Source organism: Paraburkholderia sabiae, from assembly GCF_030412785.1.
Taxonomy (GTDB): domain Bacteria; phylum Pseudomonadota; class Gammaproteobacteria; order Burkholderiales; family Burkholderiaceae; genus Paraburkholderia; species Paraburkholderia sabiae.
Window position 1 is genome coordinate 1,197,321 of record NZ_CP125296.1, and the last position, 12,707, is coordinate 1,210,027.

Sequence of the window (12,707 nt, forward strand, 5' to 3'; positions counted from 1 at the left end):
GCCAGCAAACGTGGCCAGCCTACCCGTGATGACGCGACCTGATTTGCCCGGCGACGTCCACGCGGCCGAATGCCCGGCCCGATGCAGCCATAACACAGAGGACATACGTTGTTTAAACTTCATCGCCTTGTTTTCAAGATCGTTCTGGCCGCGGCAGTCGCCGCACATGGCCCCGTCGCTTATGCAACCGCGCCGTTCGTCGTAAGAGACATCAGGATCGAAGGGCTCAGACGGGTCGAACCCGGCACGGTGTTTTCCTATCTTCCCATCAGGCAGGGCGATACGTTTACCGACGAGAAGGCGTCTGGGGCCATCCGGGCGTTGTATGCAACCGGCTTCTTCAACGACGTGAAGATCGCCACAGAAGGCGACGTGGTGATCGTTCAGGTGCTCGAGCGTCCCGCCATCGGCGCGATCGAGTTTTCCGGCCTGCACGAGTTCGAGAAGGACAACCTGATCAAGGCGCTTCGCGCCGTCGGTCTGTCCCAGGGCCGGTACTTTGACAGGGCGCTGGTCGGGAAGGCCGAACAGCAACTGAAGCATCAGTATCTGACACGCGGCTTCTACGCCGCTGAAGTCACGACGACGGTCACGCCGATCGACCGCAACCGTGTTGCCGTCCTGTTCGCCGTGATCGAAGGACCGAACGCAAAGATCCGTCAGATCAACTTCATCGGCAACCAGGCGGTCAGCACGGGCACGCTGCGCGACGAAATGCAGCTGTCCACGCCGAACTGGTTCTCGTGGTACACGAAGAACGACCTGTATTCGAAAGAGAAGCTCACCGGCGACCTCGAGAACGTCCGCTCGTACTATCTGAACCGTGGTTATCTCGAGTTCAGCATCGAGTCGACCCAGGTGTCGATCACGCCGGACAAGAGGGACATGTACCTGACGGTGAAGCTGCACGAAGGCGAGCCGTACACGATCAGAAGCATCCGGCTCGCCGGCGACGTGCTCGAGCGTGAGGCCGAGCTGAACAAGCTGGTCGGGATCAAACCGGGCGAGCGCTTTTCGGCGGAGAAGCTGCAGGCGACGACGAGAGCCATCGTCGACAGGCTGGGCGAATACGGCTATGCATTCGCCACGGTGAACGCGCAGCCGCAGATTGACCCGCAACGTCACGAGGTTGACCTGACGCTGCAGGTCAGTCCGGGACGGCGTGTGTACGTGCGCCGTATCAACGTGGGCGGCAACACGCGCACGCGCGACGAGGTCGTACGTCGTGAAATGCGCCAGTTCGAAAGCGCGTGGTTCGATTCGAACCGCCTCGCGCTGTCAAAGGACCGTATCAACCGTCTCGGCTACTTCACGGACGTCGACGTGACGACGGCGCCTGTCGAAGGCACGCCGGACCAGGTGGACGTCGACGTCAAGGTCGCAGAAAAGCCGACGGGCGCGATTACGCTGGGCGCGGGCTTCTCGTCGACGGACAAGGTGGTGCTGTCGGCGGGCGTGTCGCAGGACAACGTGTTCGGTTCGGGTACGAGCCTGTCGGTGAACGTGAACACCGCGAAGACGTACCGCACGCTGACGGTCACGCAGGTCGACCCGTACTTCACGGTCGACGGCATCAAGCGTATTACCGACGTCTACTACCGTACGTACCAGCCGCTGATTTCCGCGAGCGATTCAACCTTCCGGATCGTCAAGCTGGGTGGCGACCTGAAGTTCGGCATCCCGTTCTCCGAAGTGGACACGGTGTACTTCGGGCTGGGCTTCGAGCAGAACACGCTCGACGTGAACAGCAGGACGCCGCAAAGCTATCTTGACTATGTGAAGAGCTTCGGCCGCGTGTCGAACAACGTGCCGGTGACGGTGGGCTGGTCGCGTGACTCGCGCGACAGTGCGCTCGTACCCGGCCGCGGTTACCTCGCACAGGCGAACGCCGAGTACGGCACGCCCATCGCCGGCACGCAGTACTACAAGGCGGACCTGCAGGCCCAGTACTACTACTCGTTCGCACGTGGCTTTGTGCTGGGCCTCAATCTGCAGGGCAGCTACGGCGGGGGGCTGGGCGGCAAGCCGTTCCCGATTTTCAAGAACTACTTCGCGGGCGGGATCGGTTCTGTGCGCGGTTATGAACCGGGTTCACTCGGTCCGCGCGACGCGAAGTCGGGTGACCCGATCGGCGGTTCGAAGCTGGTCGTCGGCAACGTCGAGTTGTCCTTTCCGTTACCCGGCACGGGCTATGACCGTACGCTGCGGGTGTTCACATTTCTCGACGCAGGCAACGTCTGGGGGACCGAAGGCAACAGCATCGGCGCAAACGGGTTGCGATACGGCTACGGCCTGGGCCTCGCATGGATTTCGCCCATCGGTCCGCTCAAGCTGAGTCTGGGCTTTCCGCTTGTCAAGCATGCAGGCGACCGGTATCAGAAGTTCCAGTTTCAGATTGGCACCGCGTTCTGATCTGCGCGCTGCCGCAAGGTGTGTGTGCGAGCGGGGCGTTGAACAGATGGTGCGGGTGCCGGCCACGTCCATCAGATCTCGACGCCAGCTCGATGGTTGCTGGACACAGACGGATCACCATGCAGTGGTGGTGAGGCTCAGCGCCAGAAGGTGCCTTGCTGCACGTGTCGTTTGACTTCGACTTCCCCTGATTGGAGTCAGTTTGCCGACCCGACCCGGGTCGGCTTTTTTACTGCAGCACGACCTTTTCGCCTGGGCAGATATCGGGTGATGCGGGCGGTCAGGCGCATGGATGATGGCGTTGATTTATCCGCGGGTTCTCCATTCGACATCTACATGGCTCGCGTACGCTCGGCAAGCAAAGGTTCGCGAGGCGGGTCGCAGGTGCTGGATCGCAGGCACCCGTTAGCCATCCACAGACAGTACTGACCATGAACGGATATCCACCCATGCATATCTGGTTACTGACGACGCTCGTATCGGGCGCTGCGCTGTATGCCGTCATCGCGGTCGTAGCGGTGATTGTGTGGCGTTCACGCATCGCGGCCGCGGCGCGTCACAATGCGCAGGCGCGAACCAGCGTGCCCGTCGGTGCGGCGGTTAGCGTGCTCAAGCCGCTATGCGGCGACGAACCGCGACTCTTCGAGAATCTCGCAACATTCTGCGAGCAGACGCATCCGTGTTTCGAACTGATCTGCGGGGTATGCAGCCCGGACGATCCCGCCGTGGCGGCAGTCGTGCGGTTACAGGCGACGTATCCCCGCCATCGCATCGTGCTCGTGATCGATCCATGCATTCACGGCTCAAACCGGAAGGTGAGCAACCTGATCAACCTGCAGCGTTCGGCGCGCTACGACACCATCGTGATCGCCGACAGCGATGTGGCCGTTGGACGCGATTATCTGGAGCGGATCTGCGCGCCGCTCGCCGATCCGCGGGTTGGCGTCGTCACGTGTCTTTATCGCGCGAACGGCATTGCAGGGTTCTGGTCTCAGGTGGGCGCGCAGTTCATTAACGCGTGGTTCGTTCCGTCCGTCCGCGTTGCCCACCTGTTCGGATCGACGCGCTTTGGCTTCGGCGCGACGCTCGCGCTCAGGCGTGCATCGCTCGAGCGCGCAGGAGGATTCGAGCGCTTAAGGAACACGCTGGCCGACGATTACCGGCTTGCCGCACACGTACGGGAACTGGGCCTGAAGACAGTGCTGTCGCCCGTTATCGTAGAAACGGACGTCACAGAAGACACGCTCCCGGCGCTATGGGATCGGGAGACGCGCTGGCTGCGCACCATCCGCTCGGTGAACCGCGCGGGTTTCTCGTTCCTGTTCGTGACCATCACGCTGCCCTGGATCCTGTGTGGCGCCTGGCTTGCCGTTTGGCTGGGTGACGGTCTCTATTACGGTCTGCAGGTTGCGCTTGCCTTCGCACTGGCGATGGGCGTGTCGGCACGCATCGCATTGCACTCGTTAACCGTCGCGGGACGGAGGGCGTTCTGGACAGGGCTGGCGTTGATGCCCGTGCGTGACCTGCTGCTGGTTGGGGAATGGCTCGCCGGACTGTCCGGTTCCACCGTCAGGTGGCGGGGTGTGCGCATGAGTGTCGACGGAGCTCAGCGACCGACGACCCGTTTCCGGTCCGGGCTCACTGATGTGCCCGGCATAGTCGATGGAGACGCCCGACGCGGGCCGTGACGGCACGGCCCGCGTCCGGATGACGATAAACCGTGCAGGAAGAAGATGAAGAAGACGCTATTTTTGCAGGCGCCGTCGTATGACGGTTTCGACGGCGGCGCGGGGTCGCGTTATCAGGCCAGGCGCGAGATCCGCTCGTTCTGGTATCCGACGTGGCTCGCGCAACCCGCTGCGCTGGTGCCCGACAGCCGTGTGCTCGATGCGCCCGCCGACGGTTTGTCCGTCGACGCATCGCTCGCCATCGCGCAGGAATATGAAGTGGTCGTGATCCACACGAGCACGCCATCGTTTCCGACGGACGCGCTCTTCGCCGAGCAGTTGAAAGCGCGCGCGCCGAAGGTGCTGGTCGGCATGGTCGGCGCCAAAGTCGCCGTCGATCCGCATAACTCGCTGACGGCGAGCGACGCGATCGATTTCGTCTGCCGCGAGGAATTCGACTTCACGTGCAAGGAAATCGCCGAAGGGTTGCCGTTCGCGCAGATCAAGGGCTTGAGCTATCGCGCCGCCGACGGTTCGATCGAACACATCGAAGCGCGCCCGATCCTCGAAACCATGGACGAGTTGCCGTTCGTCGCGCCCGTTTACAAGCGCGATCTGAAGATCGACAACTATTTCATCGGCTATCTGAAGCATCCGTATGTGTCGATCTACACGGGACGCGGCTGCCGTTCGCGCTGCACATTCTGCCTGTGGCCGCAGACGGTGGGCGGGCATCGCTATCGCACGCGCTCCGTCGAGAACGTGCTCGAAGAGGTGAAGTGGATTCGTGACAACATGCCCGAAGTGAAGGAGATCATGTTCGACGACGACACCTTCACCGACTTCAAGCCACGCGTTGAGGAAATCGCGCGCGGTCTCGGCAAGCTCGGCGTGACGTGGTCGTGCAATGCGAAGGCGAACGTGCCGTACGCGACGCTCAAGATCATGAAGGAAAACGGGCTGCGTCTGCTGCTGGTCGGCTATGAATCGGGCGACGACCAGATCCTGCTGAACATCAAGAAGGGCTTGCGCACGGATATCGCGCGACGCTTTTCCGAAGACTGTCGCAAGCTCGGCATCAAGATTCACGGCACGTTCATTCTCGGCCTGCCGGGCGAAACGAAAGAGACGATCGCGAAGACCATCGAGTACGCGAAGGACATCAATCCGCACACCATCCAGGTGTCGCTCGCCGCGCCTTATCCGGGCACGACGCTCTACAAGCAGGCCGTCGACAACGGCTGGCTCGAAGAGAACAAGGTGATCAATCTCGTCAGCAAGGAAGGCGTGCAGCTGGCGGCGATCGGCTATCCGCATCTGTCGCGCGAAGAGATCTATCACCACCTCGAACAGTTCTACCGGCAGTTCTATTTCCGCCCGTCGAAGATCTGGGAAATCGTGCGCGAGATGCTGGTGAGCTGGGAGATGATGAAGCGCCGTCTGCGCGAAGGCGTCGAATTTTTCCGCTTCCTGCGGGCTCATGAGGCATGATGCAACGTGCGACCCGAACGAGGCCGGCACGCGCACTGATTGTCACCGCTGACGACTTCGGCCTGCATACACGTATCAATGAAGCTGTCGAACGTGCGCATCAGGATGGCGTGCTCACAGCGGCAAGCCTGATGGTCGCGGCGCCTGCAGCCGCCGAAGCGATCCGGTGCGCACAGCGCCTGCCCACGCTGCGCGTCGGTCTACATCTCGTGCTCACTGATGGCTCGCCGATGCTGGCGAAACACCTGGTCCCCGCGCTCGTAGACGGGCGCGGGCGCCTGGGCGACAGGATGGTGCGCGATAGCTTCCGCTTTCTCGTGCCTGAAGTGCGGCGGCAACTGAAGGCTGAAATCCGCGCCCAGTTTGAAGCGTTCGCACGTACGGGGTTGCGGCTCGATCACGTGAACACGCACAAGCACTTTCATCTGCATCCGACCGTGCTGGCGCTGATTATCGAGACGGGCCGCGACTTCGGCATGAAGGCGATGCGGCTGCCCTATGAACCCGGCGCGCCCATGTGGCTCAGGCCGTGGATAACGGGCGTAGGCCGGCAGCTCGATGAGGCGGGGATCGCGCACAACGACTACGTGATCGGCCTGTCGCAGACGGGACGCCTCGACGAACAGGCGCTACTCACCGCGCTCGCGCGGATGCCGCCGGGCGTCGGCGAAATATACTGCCATCCCGCCGTGCCGGGCGTCGGGCCAATCACGTCTACCATGACCCGATACCGTCACGGTGATGAACTCGCTGCGCTCCGCTCCAGGCGCGTTGCTTCGGCGATGGCTGCGAGTGGGGTGTTCATGGGCGGCTTTGCGGACGTGTTCGCACAGTGGGGAGAGGACGGTTGAAGTGGCTGAAGTGGCCCAGGCTGACCACGTGGCTGACGCGACTGGGCCTGCCCGCGGGTATCGCACTGCTGGTCGCGCTCGCGCTGCACGCCGGCATGCGCGATGTGCAGCATGCGATCGGCGCGGCGGGTTTCGCGCTACTGTGGCTTGTGCCACTGCACGCGATGACGCTGCTGCCTGATGCGCACGCGTGGCGGCTGCTGCTCGGCTCGCGCGTTTCACTCACGTATCTGTGGTGGGTGGCGACGGTGCGCGAAGCCGTCAGCCGACTGTTGCCCGTGGCGAGCGTCGGCGGCGAATTCGTCGGCGTGCGGCTCGCGCGGTGGAAGATCGACGACACGGGTGTGGTGGGCGCGTCGGTGATCGTCGAAGTCCTTGTCACGATGGCGGTCCAGTACGTGTTCGCCGCGCTCGGCCTCGTGATCATCGTCGCCCAGACGGGGCACAACGCGCTCCTCGTGACAGTAGGCGCAGCGCTCGTCCTGTCGTTGCCGCTACCTGTCGTCGGCTTCGTGGTGTTGCGGCGTGGCGGGCTGTTTCACGCGCTCGAACGGGGGGCCGTGCGCTGGTGCAAACTTCTGCCGATGGGCGGGCGCTGGCCTCTTCGGATCGACGGCGCTCGGTTCGATGCCGCAATCGATGCGCTGGTGCGTAAGCCACGCCTGCTGCTGCGGGCGTTTGTCTGGCAGTTCGCGGGCTATCTGCTGGGCGCGTCGGAGGTGTATGTCGCGCTATGGATACTGGGGCATCCCGTGTCGGCTGGCGGGGCGATTGCCGTCGAGGCGCTTGCGCAGGCGGCGCGGCATGCCGCGTTCTTCGTGCCTGGGGCGCTGGGCGTGCAGGAAGCCGTTGTCGTGCTGCTCGCGCGGCTGTTCGGCGTCGACGAAGCGGCGGCGCTCTCACTCGCGCTCGTCAGGCGGGGGCGCGAACTGGTGTTGGGCTGCGCCGCACTCGCGTCGTGGCAATACGCTGAATCGAAGCGGGCCGTGCGCGCGTGAGGCGGTGAGTGGGGCGGCGCGCGAGACGATGCATAAGATGGTCAGGCGCAATGCGCGTGACGGCTTAGACGACGGGACCGGGCAAAGTGGCAGGAATCTCAAGCTCAAACGCCGAGCCGCCCAGGCTCGAAGCACGATAGCGGGCCTCGCCGCCATGCGCCCGGGCGATCGCCCGGACCACGGACAGGCCCAGCCCCGAGCCGCCGAGTCTGCGCGAGCGTGAGGCGTCCTCGCGGCTAAAGGGTTCGAAGACATGGCGCGCGAAGTCGGCGTTCAGGCCCGGGCCTTCGTCTTCCACGACCAGCAGAAATCCGCGCCCGTGCGCCGACAGTTCGACGCGCACGGCGCCGGGCACGGCATAGCGGCGTGCGTTATCCAGCAGCGCGAGCAACGTCTGCCGGATGCGCGCCGCGTCGCAATACAGATGAAGCGGGACGGTGACGACCTGGATGTTAAAGCCCGCGTCGCGCAGCGCGTTTTCAACCGATAGCACGGCCTGCTGGACAGTGACGTCGATCCGGGTCGGTTCGAGGTGCAGTTCGAGTCGACCGACGTCGTTCAGGGTCACGATATGCAGATCGTCGACCAGCCGGGACAGCCCTTCGACCTGATCGAGCAGACCTGCGAAAAGCGCTTCACTGGGTGCAAACACGCCATCGCGCAGGCCTTGCAGCCGCCCCCTCAGAATCGTCAGGGGGGTGCGCAATTCATGGGCGATCGCAGCATTCCAGGCGGTCATTTCGCTCGTCATGCCTTCGAGCCGCTCGGCCATTGCGTTGAAATCGTCGACGAGCAGCGCCGTCTCGCCGAGCGATCGATCGCCTGGCACCGAACGCGCGGTCAGATCTCCCGTGGCGATGCGACGGGCGTTCTCGGCGAGCGAATTGAGTGGCACCAGTATCCGCTTGGCCAGGCGCAACGCCACGATCACGGCAACCACCAGACCAAACAGCACGGATATCAGCAGGAACAGATAGTCGGCGGGGTCCGGGATGTAGGGATTCTCCGGGACGGCCGGCTCGGTGAACTGTGGCCAGAACGTGTAGTAAAGGCCATAAAAGATGAGGCCGATCACGAACGCGATCAGCATCGTAATCACCGATACCAGGCCCATCGAGACGACGATCTGGAAACTGAGGCGTGCGCGCCTGCTCATGGTCACTCTTCCAGGCGGTAACCGACACCGCGTACGACCGCGACGATCTCGGGCGCGCCCGCGCGCGCCAGTTTCTTTCGCAGGTTGCTGATGTGACTGTCCACGGTACGCTCAAGGGCGTCGCCCCCGCGCAGGCATGCGTCGACCAGTTCGCTGCGCGTAAATACCCGGTTGGGTGACCTCGCCATATGCGCGAGCAGCCGGAACTCGGTCAGGGTCAGCGGAAGGACAGTCGTGTTTGCATCGCTGTCGCTGATCTGCGCGACATAGCTTTCCGTATCGACCTGCAGTCGCCCGACCCTGATTACGCTGCGAGCGCCATGCATCCCCGTGCGTCTGAGGATCGCGTGAACGCGTGCGACGACCTCAACGGGATTGAATGGCTTGGCGATATAGTCGTCGGCGCCGATGCGCAGGCCCTGCAGGCGATCGATATCCTTGTCGAGCGCCGTGATCAGCATCACGGGCGTGTCGCTACGACGGCGCAGTTCCGTGAGCACTTCCCATCCGTCCTTACCGGGCATCTTGATATCCAGCAGGATCAGATCCGGCTTCAGTACGGGCTCGACGTCCAGAGCCGACTGACCGTTGCCGACGCGATAGGTGCGAAATCCCTCACGGGTGAGATAGGCATCGAGGATTTCGGCGATTTCCGGTTCGTCTTCGGCGATCAGGATGAGAGCATTCATGGAGCGGGATATTTCGACGCGATGTTCAGAACATCGCCATCCTGGTGTGATGACGCGCCCAGATCAATGGGATTCATGGAATCTCCATGTTATCTCAATATTTCCGGTGCGCCCGTACGGCCGGTCCTTCCAGGTTTCCGCGGCGTGTCCGGGCACGACAGGGTCCAGTAGTTTCGATCCAAGGTCTGCAGCGGATCTCCATCATTCATCGACAGCGGCTGGACGGCCCGGCTGGACCATGGAGGAGGTCTGAACCCGGATGCGACGGGCCTCGCCAGCTAAAGGGACGCGAGAGGGGGCGCAAAACGTCCCGTCGGGTCGTGCGGCGCCGCCGTTGACGTACTGTGCATGCATGTTGCGAGCATCCTGCGCGGTGCGCGGCGGATCCCCGGGACAACGCATCCATCGTGCTCACGGAGCTTTTAATGCCAGACCGAAATACTGCGACGCCCGAGTCGGACGCGCCAACGGGCTATCGGGCGCTCGCGCGCCGCCACGTTTCCCGTGAACGGATCGTCGCGCTTTTCCGGCCCTATTCGAGGCACCTTGCGGCCGTACTCGGCCTGATTGCCCTGACGTCCATCGCCGGCATCGCGACACCGTTTATCATCCGGCGCATCATTGACGACGCGCTGCCGGCATCGGACCTGTGGCTGCTTGGTGAGCTTGTTGCGGCGCTCGTGGTCATCGCCGCTGCGACGGCGACCGTGGGTACGCTGGAGACGCTGATTGCCTCGAGGATCGGGCAGGCCATCATGCACGACCTGCGGGTGCGCGTGTATGTCCATCTGCAGAGATTGTCGCTGTCATTCTTCACCGATACGCGAACGGGGGAAATCCAGTCGCGCATCGCCAGCGACATAGGCGGTCTGCAGTCGCTGGTCACGCGAACGGGCATCGAGCTGACCCGCGAGGCGAGCGTCGCCATCATGACGGCAGTGGCGATGCTCATGCTGGACTGGCGGCTCGCGCTCTTTTCGTTCGCGATCGTGCCCGCGCTGGCGTGGCTGCAGCACCGGGTCGGGGCAATGCGCGAGGCCATCGCGCACGAGCAGCAGGCACGCATCGCCGACATGTCGTCGACGATCCAGGAGTCGCTCTCCGTTCCCGGCATCATTCTCGCGCGCACGACCGGCCGCGCGCGCCACCTGACGCGCGAATTCACCCGCACCTCACAGGACGTCGGAAATCTGGAGGTGCGCTCGCACACGGCGGGCCAGTGGGAATGGAGTCTTGTCTATTTCGCGCTCGCCGTGCTCCCGGCGTTGACGCTGCTGGCGGGCGGCGCACTGATGCGGCCAGGCTCCGCTGTCACCGTGGGTACGCTGGTGGCGATGATCACGCTGCAGGAACAGCTGCTCTGGCCGCTGTCGGGCGTACTGCAGGCGGGCATCGAAATCCGGGCCGCGCGTGCGCTCTTCGCCCGCATCTTCGAGTACCTAGACAAGCCGGCGGGCATCGTTGAGAAGCATGACGCCGTCACGCTCGATCGCAACGCGATGCGCGGCGCGGTTCGACTCGAGAACGTGTCTTTCACGTATGAGAGGAGCGATGCGCCAGCTCTGGCGGGGGTGAGCATCGACATTCCCGCAGGATCGCATGTCGCCATCGTGGGACCGACCGGCTCGGGGAAAACGACGCTCGCCTGGCTGCTCGCGCGCCTCTACGACGTGGACGCAGGGGTGATCACGTACGACGGCATCGACATTCGAGATCTGAGTCTTGAAACGCTGACGGCGATGGTCGGCGTCGTCACCCAGGAACCGTATCTCTTTAACGCTTCACTCGCGGCCAACCTGCGTTTCGCCAGGCCAGATGCGACCGACGCGGAACTGTCTGCTGCCGTGCGCGCCGTGCAACTGGGTCACGTGGTGGACGCGTTGCCGGACGGACTGCAGACGACGGTGGGCGAGGCGGGCTACCATTTTTCGGGTGGCGAGAAGCAGCGCATTGCACTGGCACGCGCCCTGTTGCGCAATACGCCCGTGCTGCTGCTCGATGAAGCGACGAGCGCGCTAGACACGCGCACGGAACGCCTCCTGTCCGACGCGCTCGGCATCCTCGCGCAACACCGCACGACGATCACGATCGCGCATCGGCTGTCCACCGTGCGCAACGCCGACCAGATTGTGGTGCTCGAGAACGGACGCATCGTCGAACACGGGAATCACGACACACTGATGAGACGCTCGGGCCTTTACGCCGAACTGGTCGCTTCCATGAATAGTGCATGACGCGGGCTGGGGATCGGATTCCCTGCGCATGGAAACGGCGTTCTGCGGTATCGTCTGGAGCCTGGTCGGGTGGCGCCCGTGCGCACACGGCCCGTGACAGATATCCGCAACTGCCTTTTGAGACGGTCAGAAAATATGGCGTCTATCGAACTATCGCAGCTCGCATCCATCCCGTTCATCGATGTGTCGGCGCTGGAAGGGCGCTTTCTGAGCAGCCTGACGTTCCATGATGGCAAAAGCTGGCGACTCTGGGCGTCAACGTCTGAGCACACGCTCATCGAGCTGAAAATCGCGTGGCCGGCAGAAGGCTTTTACTTCGCCAGACAGCCGGAATCGGCAACCGACATGCATTTCCGTTTCCTGAATTTCATCGCACAGCATGCGGCATTTCCCGAGCTCAAACGCGCGGTAACAGGGATCATGGATGACATCGCAAATCTGTCCGCGTCCCTGTCGAAACTGAAGCTGCTCCATGCGAGTCGCGAGACGGTCGGGCAGGGTACAGGCAGGATGGCGGCGACGGAAGTCGAGTACATCCTCCTGGTCTGCAGAAGCTTCTTCGATCTGCTCCAGGAAGTGGTTACCCGGCTCTGGTCGATGGTCCATCTGGTTGATCCTGTACACAGGAAGAGCGGCATGCCGCGCTCGTTCGCGGATGTCGCGATTGTCGGAGGTCAGCCCGTGACGGCGGCGCGGTTGATGGAGAAATATGGGCTGTCGCCGGAACTGGCTGACTTCTACGCGTCGAGTGCGCCCTTCTTTATGGACCTGCGAACGATCCGGGACAACCTCATACACAACGGTTCGCAGGTGTCGGGCATCATGAGCGGCGAGTCGGATTTTCTGGTACACGAGAAGCGCAGACCGTTCTCGACGTTCGGCATCTGGCGCGACGATGAGCGCCAGCCCAACGACCTGGTCCCTCTCACGCCAGCCATCGCGGTGGTTGTCTACCGCACGCTTGTCGCCTGTGAAACCTTCAGCATCGCGATGCAGCGGACCGTTGCCTTGCCGCCCGAGATTGTGCCAGGAATGGGCTTTTTCATGCGCGGGTACTTTAACGAGTACTTCCTGACAGTCATGGAAGAGGCACGAATCCGCACATCATGGGCTGACGGTGAAGTTGGGCACCCCGCGCCCGGTTAGCCTTCCGGGCAGTCATCGGGATAATCATCCGCACCGGTCGGGATCGCACAGGCGCGTGCCGGC

The 12,707-nt window shown here is 63.1% G+C and carries 9 protein-coding genes; 7 read left to right on the forward strand and 2 right to left on the reverse strand.

The features are described 5' to 3' along the window. Positions 1 to 108: 108 nt before the first annotated feature. The 5 genes from bamA to QEN71_RS35055 all read left to right on the forward strand — a co-directional run bounded on the left by bamA (position 109) and on the right by QEN71_RS35055 (position 7,419). Positions 109 to 2,412, forward strand: a complete 2,304-nt coding sequence (bamA, locus tag QEN71_RS35035) for an outer membrane protein assembly factor BamA (protein WP_201651978.1) — start codon at positions 109 to 111, stop codon at positions 2,410 to 2,412. Positions 2,413 to 2,861: 449 nt separating this feature from the next. Next, positions 2,862 to 4,100, forward strand: a complete 1,239-nt coding sequence (hpnI, locus tag QEN71_RS35040) for a bacteriohopanetetrol glucosamine biosynthesis glycosyltransferase HpnI (protein ID WP_201651976.1) — start codon at positions 2,862 to 2,864, stop codon at positions 4,098 to 4,100. A 45-nt stretch (positions 4,101 to 4,145) separates the two neighbouring features. Then, positions 4,146 to 5,570: a hopanoid biosynthesis associated radical SAM protein HpnJ gene (gene hpnJ, locus QEN71_RS35045; protein WP_201651974.1), complete on the forward strand. Its 1,425-nt coding sequence runs from the start codon at positions 4,146 to 4,148 to the stop codon at positions 5,568 to 5,570. Then, positions 5,567 to 6,421, forward strand: coding sequence for a hopanoid biosynthesis-associated protein HpnK (gene hpnK, locus QEN71_RS35050; protein ID WP_201651972.1), 855 nt, complete (start codon positions 5,567 to 5,569; stop codon positions 6,419 to 6,421). The genes hpnJ and hpnK overlap by 4 nt, the downstream gene beginning before the upstream one ends. Positions 6,422 to 6,441: 20 nt before the next feature. Continuing rightward, a complete protein-coding gene (locus QEN71_RS35055; protein ID WP_201652043.1) occupies positions 6,442 to 7,419 on the forward strand; it encodes a lysylphosphatidylglycerol synthase domain-containing protein in 978 nt (325 codons plus the stop codon). Positions 7,420 to 7,483: 64 nt separating this feature from the next. On the opposite strand, the gene QEN71_RS35060 is transcribed toward QEN71_RS35055, so the two are convergent. Beyond that, positions 7,484 to 8,575 carry an ATP-binding protein gene (locus QEN71_RS35060; protein WP_201651970.1) on the reverse strand — a complete coding sequence of 364 codons (1,092 nt, stop codon included), beginning with the start codon at positions 8,573 to 8,575 and terminating at the stop codon, positions 7,484 to 7,486. A gap of 2 nt (positions 8,576 to 8,577) precedes the next feature. Next, a complete protein-coding gene (locus tag QEN71_RS35065) occupies positions 8,578 to 9,264 on the reverse strand; it encodes a response regulator (RefSeq protein ID WP_201651968.1) in 687 nt (228 codons plus the stop codon). Between the two features lie 425 nt (positions 9,265 to 9,689). Here QEN71_RS35065 and QEN71_RS35070 point away from each other — a divergent pair, with 425 nt between their 5' ends. Together QEN71_RS35070 and QEN71_RS35075 are read left to right on the forward strand one after the other, a co-directional pair. After that, positions 9,690 to 11,498, forward strand: a complete 1,809-nt coding sequence (locus QEN71_RS35070) for an ABC transporter ATP-binding protein (RefSeq protein WP_201651966.1) — start codon at positions 9,690 to 9,692, stop codon at positions 11,496 to 11,498. A 135-nt stretch (positions 11,499 to 11,633) separates the two neighbouring features. After that, positions 11,634 to 12,644 carry a hypothetical protein gene (locus QEN71_RS35075; RefSeq protein ID WP_201651964.1) on the forward strand — a complete coding sequence of 337 codons (1,011 nt, stop codon included), beginning with the start codon at positions 11,634 to 11,636 and terminating at the stop codon, positions 12,642 to 12,644. The last annotated feature ends 63 nt before the right edge of the window (positions 12,645 to 12,707 follow it).

Bases quoted from the DNA above. Each gene is read 5' to 3' on its own strand.
- hpnK (WP_201651972.1), top strand. From the start codon at position 5,567: ATGATGCAACGTGCGACCCGAACGAGGCCGGCACGCGCACTGATTGTC.
- QEN71_RS35070 (WP_201651966.1), top strand. From the start codon at position 9,690: ATGCCAGACCGAAATACTGCGACGCCCGAGTCGGACGCGCCAACGGGC.
- QEN71_RS35075 (WP_201651964.1), top strand. From the start codon at position 11,634: ATGGCGTCTATCGAACTATCGCAGCTCGCATCCATCCCGTTCATCGAT.
- QEN71_RS35065 (WP_201651968.1), bottom strand. From the start codon at position 9,264: ATGAATGCTCTCATCCTGATCGCCGAAGACGAACCGGAAATCGCCGAA.
- hpnI (WP_201651976.1), top strand. From the start codon at position 2,862: ATGCATATCTGGTTACTGACGACGCTCGTATCGGGCGCTGCGCTGTAT.
- QEN71_RS35060 (WP_201651970.1), bottom strand. From the start codon at position 8,575: ATGAGCAGGCGCGCACGCCTCAGTTTCCAGATCGTCGTCTCGATGGGC.
- hpnJ (WP_201651974.1), top strand. From the start codon at position 4,146: ATGAAGAAGACGCTATTTTTGCAGGCGCCGTCGTATGACGGTTTCGAC.